At 42.9% G+C, this 17,487-nt stretch carries 29 protein-coding genes; all 29 read left to right on the top strand.

Annotated elements, in window-relative coordinates; all coding sequences use genetic code 11:
- The first annotated feature begins 314 nt into the window (after positions 1-314).
- The 29 genes from murB to map all read left to right on the top strand — a co-directional run bounded on the left by murB (position 315) and on the right by map (position 17,483).
- A complete protein-coding gene (murB, locus tag AB5642_RS13100; RefSeq protein WP_118581229.1) occupies positions 315-1,226 on the top strand; it encodes a UDP-N-acetylmuramate dehydrogenase in 912 nt (303 codons plus the stop codon).
- 114 nt (positions 1,227-1,340) lie between these two features.
- Entirely contained in the window at positions 1,341-2,219 is an 879-nt protein-coding gene (gene rapZ, locus AB5642_RS13095; RefSeq protein ID WP_118581226.1) for an RNase adapter RapZ, read from the top strand.
- A gap of 17 nt (positions 2,220-2,236) precedes the next feature.
- Positions 2,237-3,196, top strand: coding sequence for a DNA-binding protein WhiA (gene whiA / locus AB5642_RS13090; protein WP_173718237.1), 960 nt, complete (start codon positions 2,237-2,239; stop codon positions 3,194-3,196).
- The gene (locus AB5642_RS13085; RefSeq protein ID WP_118581220.1) at positions 3,193-3,447 is read left to right on the top strand and encodes an HPr family phosphocarrier protein; all 255 of its coding nucleotides are present in this window, start codon (positions 3,193-3,195) and stop codon (positions 3,445-3,447) included. Before whiA ends, AB5642_RS13085 begins: the two co-directional genes overlap by 4 nt.
- A gap of 31 nt (positions 3,448-3,478) precedes the next feature.
- Positions 3,479-4,546 carry a hypothetical protein gene (locus tag AB5642_RS13080; protein ID WP_173718238.1) on the top strand — a complete coding sequence of 356 codons (1,068 nt, stop codon included), beginning with the start codon at positions 3,479-3,481 and terminating at the stop codon, positions 4,544-4,546.
- 535 nt (positions 4,547-5,081) lie between these two features.
- Positions 5,082-5,399, top strand: a complete 318-nt coding sequence (gene rpsJ, locus AB5642_RS13075; protein ID WP_117852518.1) for a 30S ribosomal protein S10 — start codon at positions 5,082-5,084, stop codon at positions 5,397-5,399.
- A gap of 80 nt (positions 5,400-5,479) precedes the next feature.
- Complete coding sequence (gene rplC, locus AB5642_RS13070; protein WP_117852520.1) at positions 5,480-6,112, top strand: 50S ribosomal protein L3; 633 nt, start codon at positions 5,480-5,482, stop codon at positions 6,110-6,112.
- A 21-nt stretch (positions 6,113-6,133) separates the two neighbouring features.
- Positions 6,134-6,754, top strand: a complete 621-nt coding sequence (gene rplD, locus AB5642_RS13065) for a 50S ribosomal protein L4 (protein ID WP_118581214.1) — start codon at positions 6,134-6,136, stop codon at positions 6,752-6,754.
- Positions 6,754-7,053 carry a 50S ribosomal protein L23 gene (rplW, locus tag AB5642_RS13060; RefSeq protein WP_117852524.1) on the top strand — a complete coding sequence of 100 codons (300 nt, stop codon included), beginning with the start codon at positions 6,754-6,756 and terminating at the stop codon, positions 7,051-7,053. The genes rplD and rplW overlap by 1 nt, the downstream gene beginning before the upstream one ends.
- Positions 7,054-7,115: 62 nt before the next feature.
- Complete coding sequence (gene rplB / locus AB5642_RS13055; protein WP_118581211.1) at positions 7,116-7,961, top strand: 50S ribosomal protein L2; 846 nt, start codon at positions 7,116-7,118, stop codon at positions 7,959-7,961.
- Between the two features lie 15 nt (positions 7,962-7,976).
- Positions 7,977-8,258: a 30S ribosomal protein S19 gene (gene rpsS, locus AB5642_RS13050; RefSeq protein WP_015526921.1), complete on the top strand. Its 282-nt coding sequence runs from the start codon at positions 7,977-7,979 to the stop codon at positions 8,256-8,258.
- 97 nt (positions 8,259-8,355) lie between these two features.
- A complete protein-coding gene (gene rplV / locus AB5642_RS13045; protein WP_117852663.1) occupies positions 8,356-8,745 on the top strand; it encodes a 50S ribosomal protein L22 in 390 nt (129 codons plus the stop codon).
- Between the two features lie 11 nt (positions 8,746-8,756).
- Positions 8,757-9,413, top strand: coding sequence for a 30S ribosomal protein S3 (rpsC, locus tag AB5642_RS13040; protein ID WP_117852529.1), 657 nt, complete (start codon positions 8,757-8,759; stop codon positions 9,411-9,413).
- A complete protein-coding gene (gene rplP, locus AB5642_RS13035; protein WP_117852531.1) occupies positions 9,413-9,850 on the top strand; it encodes a 50S ribosomal protein L16 in 438 nt (145 codons plus the stop codon). The genes rpsC and rplP overlap by 1 nt, the downstream gene beginning before the upstream one ends.
- The gene (rpmC, locus tag AB5642_RS13030; RefSeq protein ID WP_118581208.1) at positions 9,840-10,049 is read left to right on the top strand and encodes a 50S ribosomal protein L29; all 210 of its coding nucleotides are present in this window, start codon (positions 9,840-9,842) and stop codon (positions 10,047-10,049) included. The genes rplP and rpmC overlap by 11 nt, the downstream gene beginning before the upstream one ends.
- 18 nt (positions 10,050-10,067) lie before the next feature.
- Entirely contained in the window at positions 10,068-10,325 is a 258-nt protein-coding gene (rpsQ, locus tag AB5642_RS13025; RefSeq protein WP_117852536.1) for a 30S ribosomal protein S17, read from the top strand.
- 14 nt (positions 10,326-10,339) lie between these two features.
- The gene (gene rplN / locus AB5642_RS13020; protein ID WP_022067326.1) at positions 10,340-10,708 is read left to right on the top strand and encodes a 50S ribosomal protein L14; all 369 of its coding nucleotides are present in this window, start codon (positions 10,340-10,342) and stop codon (positions 10,706-10,708) included.
- 11 nt (positions 10,709-10,719) lie between these two features.
- Entirely contained in the window at positions 10,720-11,031 is a 312-nt protein-coding gene (gene rplX, locus AB5642_RS13015; protein ID WP_118581205.1) for a 50S ribosomal protein L24, read from the top strand.
- Between the two features lie 22 nt (positions 11,032-11,053).
- Entirely contained in the window at positions 11,054-11,593 is a 540-nt protein-coding gene (gene rplE, locus AB5642_RS13010) for a 50S ribosomal protein L5 (RefSeq protein ID WP_118581202.1), read from the top strand.
- A 73-nt stretch (positions 11,594-11,666) separates the two neighbouring features.
- Positions 11,667-11,852, top strand: coding sequence for a type Z 30S ribosomal protein S14 (locus AB5642_RS13005; RefSeq protein WP_117852543.1), 186 nt, complete (start codon positions 11,667-11,669; stop codon positions 11,850-11,852).
- A 198-nt stretch (positions 11,853-12,050) separates the two neighbouring features.
- Positions 12,051-12,452: a 30S ribosomal protein S8 gene (rpsH, locus tag AB5642_RS13000; protein WP_118581199.1), complete on the top strand. Its 402-nt coding sequence runs from the start codon at positions 12,051-12,053 to the stop codon at positions 12,450-12,452.
- Between the two features lie 95 nt (positions 12,453-12,547).
- Entirely contained in the window at positions 12,548-13,087 is a 540-nt protein-coding gene (gene rplF, locus AB5642_RS12995; RefSeq protein WP_118581196.1) for a 50S ribosomal protein L6, read from the top strand.
- Positions 13,088-13,104: 17 nt separating this feature from the next.
- Positions 13,105-13,473 (top strand): 50S ribosomal protein L18, encoded by a 369-nt coding sequence (rplR, locus tag AB5642_RS12990; RefSeq protein WP_118581193.1) that lies wholly within the window; start codon positions 13,105-13,107, stop codon positions 13,471-13,473.
- An 18-nt stretch (positions 13,474-13,491) separates the two neighbouring features.
- Entirely contained in the window at positions 13,492-14,001 is a 510-nt protein-coding gene (rpsE, locus tag AB5642_RS12985) for a 30S ribosomal protein S5 (protein ID WP_117852552.1), read from the top strand.
- 14 nt (positions 14,002-14,015) lie between these two features.
- Complete coding sequence (gene rpmD, locus AB5642_RS12980; protein WP_117852555.1) at positions 14,016-14,198, top strand: 50S ribosomal protein L30; 183 nt, start codon at positions 14,016-14,018, stop codon at positions 14,196-14,198.
- 21 nt (positions 14,199-14,219) lie between these two features.
- The gene (rplO, locus tag AB5642_RS12975) at positions 14,220-14,660 is read left to right on the top strand and encodes a 50S ribosomal protein L15 (RefSeq protein WP_118581190.1); all 441 of its coding nucleotides are present in this window, start codon (positions 14,220-14,222) and stop codon (positions 14,658-14,660) included.
- A 13-nt stretch (positions 14,661-14,673) separates the two neighbouring features.
- A complete protein-coding gene (secY, locus tag AB5642_RS12970) occupies positions 14,674-15,990 on the top strand; it encodes a preprotein translocase subunit SecY (RefSeq protein ID WP_368371682.1) in 1,317 nt (438 codons plus the stop codon).
- 71 nt (positions 15,991-16,061) lie between these two features.
- Complete coding sequence (locus tag AB5642_RS12965) at positions 16,062-16,706, top strand: adenylate kinase (RefSeq protein WP_118581187.1); 645 nt, start codon at positions 16,062-16,064, stop codon at positions 16,704-16,706.
- 18 nt (positions 16,707-16,724) lie between these two features.
- Positions 16,725-17,483: a type I methionyl aminopeptidase gene (gene map, locus AB5642_RS12960; RefSeq protein WP_118581184.1), complete on the top strand. Its 759-nt coding sequence runs from the start codon at positions 16,725-16,727 to the stop codon at positions 17,481-17,483.
- Positions 17,484-17,487 lie beyond the last annotated feature (4 nt).

Raw genomic sequence — 17,487 nt, 5'->3', positions numbered from 1 at the left:
GACCGATAAGCAGGCCAACTACACCGCCTGCGATGATGATTCCAGAGCAGAAGCCGACTATGGATAGGAAAATTTGCTGGAGCATGGGTGAGATCTCCTTTCACGAAACGAACATGTCGCTGAGAAAAGTTTCTTGTTTTGCAACTGTCATAACAACATTTAGTATGGAAAGAATCTTGGAAAATATGCGTTTTTTCTGTACATTTGTGAAGTTAAATAGTATAATAAAACGATGCGACAATGGAAAGAATAGGATTGGCGCAGATATCATTTGATAGAAAAGTTGAGTATAGAAAGATAGAGGATGTAAATCTGTGAATGTAAATTTAAAACAGCGGTTCCAGGAAATTCTGGAAGATAACCGGATACTGGAAGCGGAGCTTATGAGCAGGCATACTACATTCCGAATTGGCGGTCCGGCAGATTTCTTTCTGGTACCGGAGAATGCTGATGAGATTAAGAAAATCATAGCTGTTTGTAAGGAAAAAAATGTTCCGTATTTTATTCTTGGAAATGGAAGCAATCTTCTTGTAAGCGACAAGGGCTATCAGGGAGTAGTAGTGCAGCTGTATAGAAACTTTGGACAGATCAGAGTTGAAGACAGCAGGATCCATGCCCAGGCAGGAGCTCTTTTATCTGGAATTGCTGCAGCTGCAAGAGAGGCATCGCTGACTGGCTTTGAGTTTGCAGGGGGAATTCCGGGAACCTTAGGCGGCGCTGTGGTGATGAATGCAGGAGCGTATGGCGGAGAAATGAAGGATGTTCTGAAAGAAGTCACGGTTCTTACTCCAGAGGGCGGAGTCCTGACCTTGCAGGCAGATGAACTTCACATGGGTTATCGAACCAGTGTGATAAAAGAAGCAGGCTATATTGTTCTGGAAGCTGTCATTTCTCTTGAAAAGGGTGATCAGGAGGAGATTCGCAGCCGTATGCAGGAGCTAGCAGGGATGCGAACCAGCAAGCAGCCACTTTCTTATCCAAGTGCAGGAAGCACTTTCAAACGGCCAGAGGGCTATTTTGCAGGCAAACTGATCATGGACAGCGGATTGCGAGGCTATCAGGTAGGCGGTGCCCAGGTTTCTGAGAAGCATTGCGGTTTCGTGATCAATACAGGAAATGCCACAGCGAAAGATGTTACCACGTTGATGTCTGATGTTCAAAGAATTGTTATGGAGAAATTTGGTGTGAAGCTTGAACCAGAGGTGAAGTTTCTGGGAGAATTCTAGAGCCATGAAGAATCCTTTGGAATGGATTTAAGACACATAAGAGGCAGATGAGTTCATTTTGCGTTACTGGTTAGGTTATGAACATTAAACATTCTGCCCGGCAGGAGATAAATTATGCGATTTGTAATTGTTACAGGCGTTTCCGGTGCTGGAAAATCCACAGTGCTGAAAATGCTGGAGGATGCCCACTATTTTTGTGTGGACAATCTTCCTATTCCATTGGTGGAGAAATTTGCTTCCCTGATGCTGGAAGTACATGAAGAAGGAGTCCAGAATGCGGCACTTGGTATTGATGCCAGAAGCGGTCACTCTCTGGAAGAACTGGCACAGGTTCTGGATCATATGAAAGAAGCTGGATATGATTTTGAGATTCTTTTTATGGATGCTGAAGATTCCGTGCTGGTAAAGCGTTATAAGGAAACCAGACGCAGCCATCCGCTTGCCAGTAACGGTAGGGTAGATGACGGAATCCGTCTGGAACGCCAGAAAATGGATTTTCTTCGTAAGAGAGCTGATTATATTATTGATACCAGTCATCTTCTTACAAGAGAGCTGCGCCAGGAAATCGAGAAGATTTTTGTAAATAATGAAAAATTCTGTAATATGATGGTTACGGTTCTGTCTTTTGGATTTAAGTATGGAATTCCAGCGGATGCGGATCTGGTATTTGATGTGCGTTTTCTTCCGAATCCATATTATGAGGATGAATTACGTCCCCTTACCGGTATGGATGAGAGCGTGTTTAATTATGTAATGGATAATGAGACTGCAAGAATTTTTGCAAATAAACTGGAAGATATGGTGGAGTTCCTGATTCCTAAGTATGCACAGGAGGGGAAAACAAGCCTTGTAATTGCAGTTGGCTGCACAGGGGGCAAGCACCGTTCCGTTACCATTGCAAGGGAGTTGTACAGCAGGATCGCCAGAAATGGTGAATATGGCTTTCGATTGGAGCACAGAGATGTGGATAAAGATCGCCTATTGAAAAAATAGAAAGAGGAAATCGCGGAATGTCTTTTTCAGGGATGGTGAAAGAAGAACTTTCCAGGCATATCGGCTCCGGAAGACACTGCAGGATTGCGGAACTGGCTGCAATCTTTACTTTCTGCGGCAGCCTGGAGGCTGGAACTGATGGGAGAAAATCCCTGCGTATCCAGACGGAAAATGAGGCACTTTCAAGAAAAGGCTTTACATTATTGCAAAAAACATTTAATATAGAGACAGATGTATCAAATTCCCGGATTGACCGTTTCAGAAAGGGAAATCTTTATTGTATTTCCATTATCGATCAGTTTTTAATAAAGGAAATACTGGATTCTGCCAAGCTGGAATTTTCGGGAGTGAGCGGAGGGATGCCACTTGTATCCAATTCTATTGTGTATCAGAGGGATTGCTGCAAAAGGGCGTTTGTACGCGGTGCTTTTCTCTCGGCAGGTTCGATCAGTGATCCACAGAAGGGATACCATTTCGAAATTGTATGTCCCAGCCAGGAGATAAGCGGGCAGCTGCAGGAAATTATTCACAGCTTTCATATAGATGCCAAGATGGTTCTGCGTAAGAAGTCTTATGTACTCTATGTGAAGGAAGGCGCACAGATTGTAGACATGCTTGCTATTATGGAAGCAAATGTAGCTCTTATGGATCTGGAAAATATCCGTATCCTGAAAGAGATGCGCAATTCTGTGAATCGGAAGGTAAACTGTGAGACTGCTAATATAAATAAGACGGTTAATGCAGCAGTGAAGCAGATCGAGGATATCAGACTTCTTGAGGAAAAGGTGGGCCTGGAGAGTTTGAATGAAGGACTTGAGGAGATCGCAAGATTGCGGCTGCAGTATCCGGAAGCAACACTTAAAGAACTAGGATTGATGTTGAACCCACAGGTTGGAAAGTCTGGAGTAAATCACCGGCTTCGTAAATTAAGCCTGCTTGCAGATGACCTGAGGGAAAACAAGGAGGAGTTATTATGATTAAAAAACCAATCACCATTCACCTGTCCACAGGGCTTGAAGCCAGACCCGTTGCACAGCTGGTACAGGTGGCAAGTCAGTTCAACAGTGAAATTTATGTAGAAGTAGGCAAGAAGAAAGTAAATGCCAAGAGTATTATGGGTATGATGACACTGGGACTTGACGCCGGTGAGGAGATTACACTTTCTGCTAATGGTGAAGATGAAGAAGCTGCGATGAGCAGTATTGAACAGTATCTGAGCAACCAGTAAAGGCTGCCGTAAAAAGTGAGGATGGTTACCAATGTCTAAGTTTTTAAAATTTATAGTACATTTTGTTGTAATATGTACCATACTTTGTGTGGTTGCATTAGCGGTTCCTCCATTCTTTGGAGTGACGACTGAAATCAGAGACGACTCCACAGTCAAGTCAAATCTGGCAATGGGATCTGTTACATATGCAATTCCGGTTAAAACCGAAGAAGCAGCTCTGGGTACACCGATCCTTGTAAATGATGAGAATGCAGTGTATCGTTATACACTGGCCAGCGCTGATGTCGCAAATGGTACAGGTACTGCTATGGATCCAACTGTTTCTCAGGGACAGCCGATTAATGTGGCAATTGGAAGCTACCTTCCGAAAATTGTTGTAACAATTCCGTTTATCGGATATCTGATGGCAGCTACCAAGAGTATTGAGGGGCTGATTGTTCTTGGGCTTACCGTTCTGTTTCTGATTATTCTTTATGTAATCGCAGAACTCTGGAAAAAAGATCCGGATGATTATGACGACTATCCGGAGGATACAGAACCAGGATACGTGAAGAGCCGTAAAGAGCTGAAGAAAGAAGAGAAGCGTAAAGAGCGTGAGTACCGTGATGAAGAGCGTGAGATCAAAGCACAGGGCAAGCGCAGCAAGAAAGAAAAGCGCAAGATCCGTACCGGTGGCTTTGTGGATGAAATCGATGAAGACGATTTCGATGTAGAAGAAGAGGAAGCTCCACAAAGAGCTGTACAGAGTGCTACAAGTGAAGCACATGAACTTCTGAAGAAGGAAGTAGCAGCAGCTACCGCAAAGGACTCCAAACCAGTCAGGAAGTCTGCTAAGCCTGCAACACAGACTAAGAAGTCAGCACCGAAGAAGAAAGCGGCTCCGGAGATTCATGAGGAGGAAGAGGAGGAACCAGTTGAGATCAAGAAGCTGGCAATCCCGAGATATTCACCGGCACAGCTTGCTGCGAAAGCAAAGAAAGAAGGAGATGCTCCTGACATTGTGAAAGATGAGATAACCAAGGTTACTTTGTTTGATTATTCTGATATCTTTGCTGACGAAGAAGAGGACGAAGATGAATACTATGATGATGAAGATTGATTCATTATTATAATAGGAAAGAAGAGGCATTCGATGATGCCTCTTCTTGTTTTTTTATTAAGGAAAAGACAATGACTGCGTAAGGATTTAGAACCACTATATTAAATAATGAAAGCTGATTGATGGTTGTCAGCAACAGGATTGTAACTGACAGCTATTAGAAACACTATATAATAGGAAGAAAGAAAAACCGGAGTAAACACACTCTGGATTGTATTTAAAATAATACAAAAAAATATCTGGATTTTTTGAAAAAAACACTTGCAATTTTTAAAACCTTTGTGTATACTAATATCTGCTGTGACATGATAGCAATGAAGCGCGAGGTTGCCGCCGACTAAGGCGGGTTTTCCGTGGAGCGAATGTCAAGTTAGGAAACTGACGACAAGTCACTGTACAAGTTCAATAGCCATCTTGGGATGGGACGTGTGAAAGAATGTCCGTAGCAGGAAGATGTTTTAGGACACACACGGAGATGTGTACAGTCGCCGCTTGTCGTACTGATAGTGAGTACGAATAGGAGGAGACTTTTTTTATGGCAAATCAGGTAATGAGAATCACATTAAAAGCTTACGATCATCAGTTAGTAGATGCATCTGCTGCAAAGATCATCGACACTGTTAAGAAGAATGGTGCAACAGTTAGCGGACCGGTTCCGCTTCCAACTAAGAAGGAAGTTGTTACAATCTTAAGAGCTGTTCACAAATATAAAGATTCCAGAGAACAGTTTGAGCAGAGAACACATAAGAGACTGATTGATATCATTGCTCCGACCCAGAAGACAGTTGATGCACTGTCCAGACTGGAAATGCCTGCTGGTGTTCATATCGACATCAAGATGAAGGCAAAATAATTAATCTTGTAAATGCATAAGCATTTAGCTATTTATTATATGATTACCCGAAAGGGCAATCCGCTATAGGAGGAAGAAAGATGAAGAAAGCTATTTTAGCTACCAAAGTCGGAATGACTCAGATCTTCAACGAAGATGGAATGTTAATTCCGGTAACCGTTTTACAGGCTGGTCCATGTGTCGTAACTCAGGTTAAAACAGATGAGAACGACGGATACACAGCAGTTCAGGTTGGCTTCGGCGACATCAGAGAGAAACTGGTGAACAAACCGGAAACAGGCCACTTTGCAAAAGCAGGCGTTGCAGTTAAGAGATTCGTTAAAGAATTCCGTTTTGAGAACGCTGCTGAATATGAGGTAGGACAGGAAATTAAAGCTGATATCTTTGCAGCTGGAGATCACATCGATGCAACAGCAGTTTCAAAAGGTAAAGGCTTCCAGGGCGCAATCAAGAGACATGGACAGTCCAGAGGACCTATGGCTCACGGTTCCAAATATCATCGTCATGCAGGTTCCAATGGTGCTTGTTCTGATCCGAGCAAGGTATTCAAAGGAAAACACATGCCAGGTCATATGGGAAGCGAGCAGGTAACTGTTCAGAATCTTGAGATCGTACGCGTAGATACAGAAAATAACTTACTGTTAGTTAAAGGTGCTGTTCCAGGACCTAAGAAATCCTTGGTTACAATCAAAGAGACAGTAAAGTCCTTATAATAAGAAAGGAGGAGCACACAAATGGCAAACGTAACTGTTTATAATATGGAAGGCAATGAAGTTGGAACAATGGAGCTGAACGATGCAGTATTCGGCGTTGAAGTCAATGAGCATCTTGTTCACCTTGCTGTTGTTCGTCAGCTTGCAAATAAACGCCAGGGTACTCAGAAAGCGAAAACTCGTTCTGAAGTAAGCGGTGGCGGAAGAAAACCTTGGAGACAGAAAGGAACCGGTCATGCTAGACAGGGATCCATCCGTGCTGCACAGTGGACAGGCGGCGGAATTATTTTCGCACCAACTCCAAGAGATTATGAAGTAAAAATGAACAAAAAAGAAAGAAGAGCAGCTCTTAAATCCGCTCTGACTTCCAAAGTTCAGGACAATAAATTCGTAGTTGTTGATAGCCTTGCACTTGCTGATGCAAAGACAAAAGAAATGCAGAAGGTTCTTACAAATCTGAAAGCAGAGAAAGCTCTTATTGTAACAGCACAGGAAGACAAGAACGTAATCCTTTCTGCAAGAAATATCGAGAACGTACAGACTGTAGCTGCTAACGGCATCAACGTATATGATGTTATGAGCCACGGTACTGTAGTAGTAACTAAAGACGCTGTAGCATCCATCGAGGAGGTATACGCATAATGGCAGATATTAAATATTACGACGTGATCAAAAGACCAGTGATCACTGAAAAATCCATGGCTGCTATGGGTGAGAAGAAATATACTTTCCTTGTTCATCCGGAAGCAAACAAAGCTCAGATCAAAGAAGCAGTTGAGAAAATGTTCGATGGAACAAAAGTTAAAAGCGTAAATACCATGAATCTTGATGGTAAGAAAAAACGCCGCGGAATGGTAGTTGGAAAAACTGCTAAATCCAAAAAAGCTATCGTAGCCCTTACAGAGGACAGCAAAGACATCGAGATCTTCGAGGGTCTTTAATTAACAGATAGCAGTTTATACGCATTCAAAAGCGTGAGAACAAATTTGAAAGGAGAAAAGAAATGGGAATCAAAAGTTATAACCCATATACCCCGTCTAGAAGACATATGACAGGTTCCGACTTCTCTGAGATTACTAAAGCAACACCAGAGAAATCCCTTACCGTGTCTTTAAAGAAAAACGCTGGACGTAACAACCAGGGTAAGATCACTGTAAGACATCAGGGAGGCGGAAGCCGTAGAAAATATAGAATCATCGACTTCAAGAGAAGAAAAGATGGAATCCCGGCAGTTGTTAAATCTGTTGAGTATGATCCGAACAGAACAGCAAACATCGCACTTATCTGCTATGCAGATGGCGAGAAAGCATACATTCTTGCTCCGGAAGGACTTAAAGTTGGACAGAAAGTTATGAACGGACCGGAAGCTGAAATCCGTGTAGGTAACTGCTTACCGTTAGAGCTTATCCCGGTTGGTACTATGGTTCATAATATTGAGCTTCACCCAGGAAAGGGCGGACAGATGGTTCGTTCCGCTGGTAATGGTGCTCAGCTTATGGCTAAAGAAGGCAAATACGCTACACTTCGTCTCCCATCTGGTGAGATGAGAATGGTTCCGATCATCTGCCGTGCTACAGTAGGTATTATCGGAAATGGTGATCACAACCTGATCAACATCGGTAAAGCTGGTCGTAAGCGTCACATGGGAATCAGACCTACAGTTCGCGGTTCTGTTATGAACCCGAATGACCATCCACATGGTGGTGGAGAGGGCCGCGCTCCGGTTGGACGTCCAGGTCCGTGTACACCTTGGGGCAAACCTGCTCTTGGTCTGAAGACAAGAAAGAAAAACAAAGCGTCCAACAAGCTCATCGTAAGAAGACGCGATGGAAAAGCTTTAAGCAAATAATAAGGAGGATTAAGAATGTCTCGTTCACTGAAAAAAGGACCTTTTGCAGATCAGAGCTTACTTAAAAAAGTAGATGCATTAAACGCTGCAAATGATAAATCCGTAATCAAAACTTGGTCACGCCGTTCCACAATCTTCCCGTCTTTTGTTGGACATACAATCGCTGTCCATGACGGAAGAAAACATGTGCCGGTATATATTACTGAGGATATGGTTGGTCACAAACTTGGTGAGTTTGTTGCTACCAGAACCTACAGAGGACACGGAAAAGACGAAAAGAAATCCGGTGTTCGCTAGTTAGTACTTTTCACCAGGCTGCCTGATCGCAAGAAGCGGTTCGGGCAACCCAGGTGTTTACCTGAATATTGAATATGACGAAAGGAGGCACTTTAAAATGGCAAAAGGACATAGAAGCCAGATTAAGAGAGCCAGAAATGAGAATAATAGAGAGACAAGACCGTCTGCAAAATTATCTTATGCAAGAATTTCTGTTCAGAAAGCCTGCTACGTTTTAGATGCAATCCGTGGCAAAGATGTGCAGACAGCACTTGGTATCCTGACATACAACCCAAGATACGCTTCCAGCGTAATCAAAAAATTACTGGAATCAGCTATTGCTAACGCTGAGAACAATAATGGAATGAACGCAGACAATCTCGTCGTTGCAGCCTGCTATGCAAATAAAGGACCTACAATGAAGAGAATCCAGCCAAGAGCACAGGGTAGAGCTTACAGAATCGAGAAGAGAACAAGCCATATTACCATCGTGCTGGATGAGAAATAAGGAGGATAGACATGGGACAGAAAGTTAACCCACATGGCCTTAGAGTCGGTGTTATCAAGGATTGGGATTCAAGATGGTATGCAGAGAGTGATTTCGCAGACTATCTGGTAGAGGACTACAACATCAGAACATTCCTCAAAAAGAAATTATACAGCGCAGGTGTTTCCAAGATCGAGATCGAAAGAGCATCTGACAGAGTCAAAGTTATCATTTACACAGCTAAACCTGGTATCGTAATCGGTAAAGGCGGCGCTGAGATCGAGAAAGTTAAAGCTGAACTTGCCAAATACACAGACAAGAAGCTTATCGTTGATATCAAAGAAGTTAAGAGACCAGACAGAGACGCTCAGCTTGTTGCAGAGAACATCGCTCTTCAGCTGGAGAACCGTATCTCCTTCAGACGTGCTATGAAATCTACAATGCAGCGTACAATGAAATCTGGAGCAAAGGGAATCAAAACATCCGTATCTGGACGTCTTGGTGGAGCTGATATGGCTCGTACAGAGTTCTACAGCGATGGAACTATTCCGCTTCAGACACTTCGTGCAGACATCGATTATGGTTTCGCAGAAGCAGACACCACATATGGCAAAGTTGGTGTAAAGGCATGGATCTACAATGGTGAGATTCTTCCAACTAAAGGAACTAAGGAAGGGAGCGATAAATAATGTTAATGCCAAAAAGAGTTAAACGTCGTAAACAATTCCGTGGCTCCATGAGAGGAAAAGCCCTTAGAGGTAATCAGATCAATTATGGTGAATTCGGTCTTGTTGCTACCGAGCCTTGCTGGATCAGATCTAATCAGATTGAGGCAGCCCGTGTTGCTATGACCCGTTATATCAAACGTGGTGGTAAGGTTTGGATCAAGATTTTCCCAGATAAACCAGTAACAGCAAAACCAGCAGAAACTCGTATGGGTTCCGGAAAAGGTGCCCTGGAATACTGGGTAGCAGTTGTTAAACCAGGACGTGTTATGTTTGAGATCGCAGGCGTTTCAGAAGAAATCGCTCGTGAGGCATTACGTCTTGCAATGCACAAGTTACCATGTAAATGCAAAATAGTTTCTCGTGCAGAGTTAGAAGGCGGTGATAACAGTGAAAATTAATAAATTCGTAGAAGATTTACAGGCAAAATCAGCTGCAGAATTAAACGAAGAATTAGTAGCTGCTAAGAAAGAACTTTTCAATCTGAGATTTCAGAATGCAACCAATCAATTAGACAATACAGGACGAATCAAAGAGGTTCGCAGAAATATTGCCAGAATCCAGACAGTGATCACTGCGAAAGCTAACGCTTCCAAATAGTGAATTTAGGAGGACATAATCGTGGAAAGAAATCTGAGAAAAACCCGCGTGGGTAAGGTTGTCAGCAATAAGATGGATAAGACCATCGTAGTTGCAATTGAAGACCATGTAAAACATCCTCTTTACAAGAAAATCGTGAAGAGAACATATAAATTAAAAGCTCATGACGAAAACAATGAGTGCAACATCGGTGATACCGTAAAAGTTATGGAGACCAGACCGCTGTCCAAAGACAAGAGATGGAGACTGGTTGAAGTAGTAGAGAGAGTTAAATAAGGAGGATAACCAGTATGATTCAGCAGGAAACAAGACTGAAAGTTGCCGACAACACTGGTGCAAAAGAAATCCTTTGTATCCGTGTTATGGGTGGCTCTACAAGAAGATATGCAAACATCGGCGATACAATCGTTGCTACTGTTAAAGATGCAACACCAGGCGGCGTTGTTAAAAAAGGTGACGTAGTAAAGGCTGTTGTAGTTAGATCTAAAAAAGGCGCTCGTCGTAAAGACGGATCCTATATCCGTTTCGATGAAAATGCTGCCGTAATCATTAAAGACGACTTAACTCCGAGAGGAACACGTATCTTTGGACCAGTTGCCAGAGAGCTTCGTGAGAAAAAATTCATGAAGATCGTTTCCTTAGCTCCGGAAGTATTATAGGAGGGTGCCTAATGTCAGCTATGAAGATTAAAAAAGGTGATACTGTTACAGTAATCGCTGGTAAAGATAAAGGCAAAGAAGGCAAAGTCCTTGCCGTTAACGTAAAAGACAATACCGTATTAGTAGAGAACGTTAATATGGTTACAAAACACACCAAACCATCAGCTGCAAACCAGAATGGTGGAATCATCACAAAAGAAGCTCCGCTTCACATCTCCAACGTAATGCTTATGGCAGATGGAAAAGCAACAAGAGTTGGCTTTAAGATGGATGGTGACAAAAAAGTCCGCGTTGCCAAAGCAACAGGTAAGGTTATCGATTAATTGAGAGAGGAGGCAGACATAAGTGAGTAGATTAAAAGAACTTTATACTAATGAGATCATGGATGCCATGACCAAAAAATTCGGATATAAAAACGTTATGCAAGTGCCAAAACTCGACAAGATCGTAATTAACATGGGTGTTGGTGAAGCAAAAGAGAACGCTAAGCTTCTTGATGCAGCTATTGCAGATATGGAGCTGATTACAGGACAGAAAGCTATCGCAACAAAAGCTAAAAAATCTGTTGCTAACTTCAAAATCAGAGAGGGAATGCCGATCGGATGTAAAGTAACATTAAGAGGCGAGAAGATGTATGAGTTCGCTGATCGTCTGATCAACCTGGCACTTCCACGTGTACGTGACTTCCGTGGCGTTAATCCTAACGCATTCGATGGAAGAGGAAACTACGCTCTTGGTATCAAAGAGCAGCTTATCTTCCCAGAAGTTGAGTACGATAAAGTTGACAAAGTAAGAGGTATGGACATTATCTTCGTTACAACAGCAAATACTGATGAGGAAGCTCGTGAGTTACTGAAGCTGTTCAACATGCCTTTTGCGAAATAAGTAGAGGAACATTCCAAAGTTGACCGCCGGCTCCTTGCCGGGGTCAGCAGATCTGATATAGGAGGAACGATTCATGGCTAAGACAGCAATGAAAATCAAACAGCAGCGTCCAGCTAAATTTTCTACAAGAGAATATAGCCGTTGCAGAATTTGTGGACGTCCACATGCATATTTAAGAAAATACGGAATCTGCAGAATCTGCTTCCGTGAGTTAGCTTACAAAGGACAGATCCCGGGAGTTAAGAAAGCTTCCTGGTAAGCCGAAGCTGAAAGTCGCTTAATGAATGTAAGCCGTAAGGCGAACATGAATTTCGTGCAAAGTCCATCCCGAACCTTAACGAGTGCAAGCCGCAAGGTGCAGTACCAGTTCAGCACGGGATGATGTTACACAGGTAACACGTAAATTTATATAAATATACTATGACATGTAAAGTCTGAATATGAGGAGGAAACTAACATGACAATGAGCGATCCAATCGCAGACATGCTTACAAGAATTCGTAATGCAAACACTGCAAAACACGACACAGTAGATGTACCAGCATCCAAGATGAAAATTGCAATTGCAAACATCCTTGTTGATGAGGGATACATTGCAAAATACGATTTAGTTGAAGATGGTGTTGCTAAAAACATCCATATCACACTGAAATATGGCGAAGACAAAAACGAGAAGATCATCACAGGTTTAAAGAGAATCTCTAAACCGGGTCTTCGTGTTTATGCTGGTAAGGAAGAGCTTCCGAAGGTTCTTGGAGGACTTGGAATCGCAATCCTTTCCACTAATAAAGGTGTTATCACCGATAAAGAAGCTCGTAAACTTCAGGTAGGCGGCGAGGTTCTTGCATTTGTATGGTAAGCTTCGGCTCCATTCATTCAAGAAGTAGACGAAACACTGAAAACAGAGAGGTTGCGAAAACCTCTCCGATAATCTAAGTAAGGAGGACACATAGTATGTCACGTATCGGTAGACTTCCGGTTGCTATTCCGGCAGGAGTTGAAGTATCTGTTGCAGAAGGAAACGTAGTAACCGTAAAAGGACCAAAAGGAACACTTGAGAGAGCGCTTCCAACAGAGATGGAAATCAAAGTTGAAGATGGTCATGTAGTTGTTGCAAGACCAAACGACTTAAAGAAAATGAAATCCCTTCACGGCTTAACAAGAAGCCTTATCCACAACATGGTTGTTGGTGTAAGCGAAGGATACACCAAGACTCTTGAAGTTAACGGTGTTGGTTACAGAGCCGCTAAGCAGGGCAAGAAGCTTACTTTAAACCTTGGATATTCTCACCCGGTAGAAATGGAAGATCCGGAAGGTATTGAGACCAAAGTAGACGGTAACAAGATTATCGTTTCCGGTATCAGCAAGGAAAAAGTTGGACAGTTTGCAGCTGAGATCAGAGATAAGAGAAGACCTGAGCCATATAAGGGTAAAGGTATTAAGTATGATACTGAGGTTATCAGACGCAAAGTTGGTAAGACTGGTAAGAAATAATTAAGGAGAGTGAGAAAATGGTTAATAAAGCATCTAGAGCGGAAATTCGCGAGAAAAAGCATAGAAGATTACGTCATCATTTAAATGGCACTGCAACAACTCCGCGTCTTGCAGTATTTCGTTCCAATAAACACATGTATGCACAGATTATCGATGACACCGTTGGAAAGACTTTAGTATCTGCTTCTACTCTTCAGAAAGACGTAAAAGCACAGCTTGAGAACACCGACGATGTTGCAGCAGCAGCATATCTTGGCACTGTAATCGGTAAGAAGGCAGTGGAAGCCGGCATCGAGGAAGTTGTTTTTGACAGAGGTGGATACATTTACCACGGTAAAGTAAAAGCACTGGCAGACGCAGCAAGAGAAGCTGGACTGAAATTCTAATAAGGAGGAGCGAAACACATGAAACGTAATCTTATTGATGCTAGTCAGTTAGAGTTAGAAGATAAAGTAGTATCAATCAAGCGTGTTACCAAGGTTGTTAAAGGTGGTCGTAACTTCCGTTTCACAGCTTTAGTTGTTGTAGGTGACGGCAATGGACACGTTGGTGCAGGACTTGGAAAGGCAGCCGAGATTCCGGAAGCAATCCGCAAAGGAAAAGAGGATGCTATTAAGAAATTAGTAACCGTAGCAAGAGATGAGAATGGTTCCATTACACATGACTTCGTAGGTTCTTACGGAAGCGCTTCCATGCTTCTTAAGAGAGCTCCGGAAGGTACTGGAGTTATCGCCGGCGGCCCGGCTCGTGCCGTTATCGAGTTAGCTGGTATCAAAAACATCCGTACAAAATGTATGGGATCCAGAAATAAGCAGAATGTTGTTCTTGCAACCATCGAAGGCTTAAGACAGTTAAAAACTCCGGAAGAAGTTGCAAAACTTCGTGGAAAATCTGTTGATGAGATTCTGGCTTAAGGAGGAATATTAAAATGGCAAATACATTAAAAGTTACTTTAGTAAAATCTCCGATTGGCGCAGTTCCGAAGCACAAACTTACTGTTAAAGCAATGGGTCTTACCAAAATGCACAAAACAGTTGAGATGCCAGACAATGCGGCAACAAGAGGAATGATTCAGCAGGTACAGCACCTGGTAAAAGTAGAAGAAGCATAATTACAAAAAGGAGGTGCCATAATGGAATTATCAAACTTAAGACCAGCTGAGGGTTCTAAGCACAGCGATAACTTCAGAAGAGGCCGTGGACATGGTTCTGGAAACGGCAAAACAGCCGGTAAAGGCCATAAAGGACAGTTAGCACGTTCCGGACACAAGAAACCGGGATTTGAAGGTGGACAGATGCCTTTATACAGACGTCTGCCTAAGAGAGGATTCACAAACAGAAACTCTAAAGAGATCATTGCAATCAACGTTGATGTTCTGAACCGTTTTGAGGATGGTGCAGAGGTTACAGTTGAGAGCTTACTTGCAAGCAGTGCAATTTCCAAAGCTGGTGACGGCGTTAAAATCCTTGGAAACGGCGAGCTTACCAAGAAGCTTACAGTTAAAGTAAATGCTGTAAGTGAGACTGCAAAGTCTAAAATCGAAGCTGCAGGTGGTACAGTAGAGCTGATCTAATAGAGGTGATCAAATGTTTGAAACTCTCAAAAACGTTTTCAGAGTAAAAGAGATGAGACGTAAACTCCTCTATGTATTATGGATGATTCTTGTCATCCGTATCGGATCACAGCTTCCTGTTCCGGGAGTAGATAGCGATTTCTTTAAAGAGTGGTTTGCTAAAAACACTGGTGACGCATTCAATTTCTTTGATGCGTTCACTGGTGGCTCATTTACCCAGATGTCAATCTTTGCATTGAACATCACGCCATACATTACATCATCCATTATCATGCAGCTTCTCACAATTGCTATTCCGGCTCTGGAGGAGATGCAGAGAGATGGAGAAGAGGGCAGAAAGAAAATTACTGCCATTACCCGTTATGTAACTGTTGGTCTTGCGTTGTTTGAGTCTGTGGCAATGGCAATCGGTTTTGGTCGCCAGGGTCTGATCCCGAACATGAACTTCTTTAAAGGCTTAACTGTAGTTACTTGCCTCACAGCTGGTTCTGCCATGCTGATGTGGATCGGTGAGCGTATTACTGAGAAGGGTGTTGGAAATGGTATTTCCATCGTCCTGACCATTAACATCGTTTCCCGTGTTCCAAGTGACTTATCTCTTCTTTATGAGAACTTCATCAAAGGAAAAACAATTGCAAAAGGACTGCTTGCAGGGGTTATCATTGTTGCAATAATCGTTGTCATGGTGGTATTTGTACTGATCCTTAACGGTGCAGAGAGAAGAATTCCTGTTCAGTATTCCAGAAAAATGGTCGGCAGAAAGCTGATGGGTGGTCAGACTACCAATATACCGCTGAAAGTTAACACCGCTGGTGTTATTCCGGTTATTTTTGCTTCCTCAATTATGTCTTTCCCAGGCGTAATCGCACAGCTTGCAGGAAAAGCTAATGGAACCGGCATCGGCAGTGAGATTATTCGAGGATTATCATCCAATAACTGGTGTAATCCAAGTCAGCCACAGTATAGCTGGGGACTGCTTCTGTATATTGTACTTTGCGTATTCTTTGCATATTTCTACACTTCCATCACATTCAACCCGCTGGAAGTTGCAGACAATATCAAAAAGCAGGGTGGTTTCATTCCTGGTATCCGTCCAGGAAAACCAACGTCAGACTATTTGACTAAAATCTTAAATTATATTATATTTATAGGTGCAGTAGGCCTGATTATCGTTGCGGTTATTCCGTTCTTCTTCAATGGAGTATTCGGTGCAAACGTATCCTTCGGTGGTACTTCCATCATCATTATTGTTGGAGTTATCCTGGAGACTGTGAAACAGATTGAATCACAGATGCTTGTCCGCAATTACAAAGGCTTCCTGAACAACTAAAAGAATAAAGGTTGTGGTGCTTATATGCGTCACAGCCTTAATTCGTAGTATGAGAAAATGGAGGGCTTTTTATGAGAATTATCATGTTAGGTGCACCAGGTGCAGGAAAAGGAACCCAGGCTAAGAAAATTGCTGAGAAATATGGTATTCCCCATATCTCTACAGGCGATATTTTCCGTGCCAATATCAAAAATGGCACAGAACTTGGGAAAAAAGCAAAAACTTATATGGACCAGGGACTGCTTGTACCGGATGAACTTACCTGCGACCTTGTTGTGGACAGAATCCAGCAGCCGGATGCCAAGAACGGCTATGTTCTGGACGGTTTTCCAAGAACAATCCCACAGGCTGAATGCCTTACCGATGCTTTAAGCAAGCTGGGAAGCAAGATTGATTATGCTATTGATGTTGATGTTCCGGATGAGAATATCGTGAACCGTATGGGTGGAAGACGCGCATGCGTAAAATGTGGTGCAACCTACCACGTTGTATTTGCAGCTCCGAAGACAGAGGGGGTTTGCGATACATGCGGTGAGGATCTTGTGCTTCGTGACGATGACAAGCCGGAGACTGTACAGAAGCGTCTGAATGTATATCATGAGCAGACTCAGCCGCTTATCGACTACTATACTGGTCAGGGCGTACTGAAAACTGTAGATGGCACCAAGAACCTGGATGAGGTATTTGGTGATATTGTGAAGATCCTTGGCGAATAGAATAGAGGATAAGAAGTAATGTCAGTTTCAATAAAAACAGCACAAGAAATTGAACTTATGAGGGAATCCGGACATCTTCTGGAAAAAGTCCATGACGGGCTGATCCCTTATATTAAACCAGGAATGAGTACCAAGGAAATCGACCGTATCGGCGAAGATATGATCCGTTCCATGGGATGCATTCCCAATTTTCTGAATTATGGAGGCTTTCCTGGCTCCTTCTGCATCAGCCTGAATGATGAAGTGGTCCACGGAATTCCTTCGGAGGACAAAATTATCCAGGATGGTGATCTGGTAAAGATTGATGCAGGACTGATCTATAAAGGATATCATTCTGATGCGGCCCGTACTTATGCAGTCGGAGAAGTTTCCAAAGAAGCCAAGCAGCTTATGGATGTAACCAGGCAGTGCTTCTTTGAAGGAATAAAATTCGCGAAAGCAGGAAATCATCTCAATGATATTTCCAAGGCAATCGGAGCGTATGCGGCGAAATACCGTTATGGTATTGTACGAGATCTTGTGGGACATGGGATTGGTACTCATCTTCACGAAGATCCGCAGATTCCCAACTTCCCTCAGAAACGCAGGGGAGTGAAATTACTTCCAGGCATGACACTTGCCATAGAGCCCATGATCAATATGGGCAGAGCAGATGTATGCTGGCTGGATGACGAATGGACAGTGGTGACCATGGATGGTTCCCTTTCCGCACATTATGAGAACACCATACTGATTACAGATGGCGAACCGGAGATTCTGACACTCACAGAGTATTAATCAT

This window comes from Ruminococcus sp. 1001136sp1_2201st1_G3_2201SCRN_220225, assembly GCF_040924365.1.
GTDB classification, from domain to species: domain Bacteria; phylum Bacillota; class Clostridia; order Lachnospirales; family Lachnospiraceae; genus Blautia_A; species Blautia_A faecis.
Note: the sequence above shows the minus strand (reverse complement) of the source record. Positions and strands in the feature narration are given on the sequence as shown.

Coding starts and splice junctions, on each gene's coding strand:
- rapZ (WP_118581226.1), top strand. CDS start 1,341: ATGCGATTTGTAATTGTTACAGGCGTTTCCGGTGCTGGAAAATCCACA.
- whiA (WP_173718237.1), top strand. CDS start 2,237: ATGTCTTTTTCAGGGATGGTGAAAGAAGAACTTTCCAGGCATATCGGC.
- AB5642_RS13085 (WP_118581220.1), top strand. CDS start 3,193: ATGATTAAAAAACCAATCACCATTCACCTGTCCACAGGGCTTGAAGCC.
- AB5642_RS13080 (WP_173718238.1), top strand. CDS start 3,479: ATGTCTAAGTTTTTAAAATTTATAGTACATTTTGTTGTAATATGTACC.
- rpsJ (WP_117852518.1), top strand. CDS start 5,082: ATGGCAAATCAGGTAATGAGAATCACATTAAAAGCTTACGATCATCAG.
- rplC (WP_117852520.1), top strand. CDS start 5,480: ATGAAGAAAGCTATTTTAGCTACCAAAGTCGGAATGACTCAGATCTTC.
- rplD (WP_118581214.1), top strand. CDS start 6,134: ATGGCAAACGTAACTGTTTATAATATGGAAGGCAATGAAGTTGGAACA.
- rplW (WP_117852524.1), top strand. CDS start 6,754: ATGGCAGATATTAAATATTACGACGTGATCAAAAGACCAGTGATCACT.
- rplB (WP_118581211.1), top strand. CDS start 7,116: ATGGGAATCAAAAGTTATAACCCATATACCCCGTCTAGAAGACATATG.
- rpsS (WP_015526921.1), top strand. CDS start 7,977: ATGTCTCGTTCACTGAAAAAAGGACCTTTTGCAGATCAGAGCTTACTT.
- rplV (WP_117852663.1), top strand. CDS start 8,356: ATGGCAAAAGGACATAGAAGCCAGATTAAGAGAGCCAGAAATGAGAAT.
- rpsC (WP_117852529.1), top strand. CDS start 8,757: ATGGGACAGAAAGTTAACCCACATGGCCTTAGAGTCGGTGTTATCAAG.
- rplP (WP_117852531.1), top strand. CDS start 9,413: ATGTTAATGCCAAAAAGAGTTAAACGTCGTAAACAATTCCGTGGCTCC.
- rplN (WP_022067326.1), top strand. CDS start 10,340: ATGATTCAGCAGGAAACAAGACTGAAAGTTGCCGACAACACTGGTGCA.
- rplX (WP_118581205.1), top strand. CDS start 10,720: ATGTCAGCTATGAAGATTAAAAAAGGTGATACTGTTACAGTAATCGCT.
- AB5642_RS13005 (WP_117852543.1), top strand. CDS start 11,667: ATGGCTAAGACAGCAATGAAAATCAAACAGCAGCGTCCAGCTAAATTT.
- rpsH (WP_118581199.1), top strand. CDS start 12,051: ATGACAATGAGCGATCCAATCGCAGACATGCTTACAAGAATTCGTAAT.
- rplF (WP_118581196.1), top strand. CDS start 12,548: ATGTCACGTATCGGTAGACTTCCGGTTGCTATTCCGGCAGGAGTTGAA.
- rplR (WP_118581193.1), top strand. CDS start 13,105: ATGGTTAATAAAGCATCTAGAGCGGAAATTCGCGAGAAAAAGCATAGA.
- rpsE (WP_117852552.1), top strand. CDS start 13,492: ATGAAACGTAATCTTATTGATGCTAGTCAGTTAGAGTTAGAAGATAAA.
- rpmD (WP_117852555.1), top strand. CDS start 14,016: ATGGCAAATACATTAAAAGTTACTTTAGTAAAATCTCCGATTGGCGCA.
- rplO (WP_118581190.1), top strand. CDS start 14,220: ATGGAATTATCAAACTTAAGACCAGCTGAGGGTTCTAAGCACAGCGAT.
- secY (WP_368371682.1), top strand. CDS start 14,674: ATGTTTGAAACTCTCAAAAACGTTTTCAGAGTAAAAGAGATGAGACGT.
- AB5642_RS12965 (WP_118581187.1), top strand. CDS start 16,062: ATGAGAATTATCATGTTAGGTGCACCAGGTGCAGGAAAAGGAACCCAG.
- map (WP_118581184.1), top strand. CDS start 16,725: ATGTCAGTTTCAATAAAAACAGCACAAGAAATTGAACTTATGAGGGAA.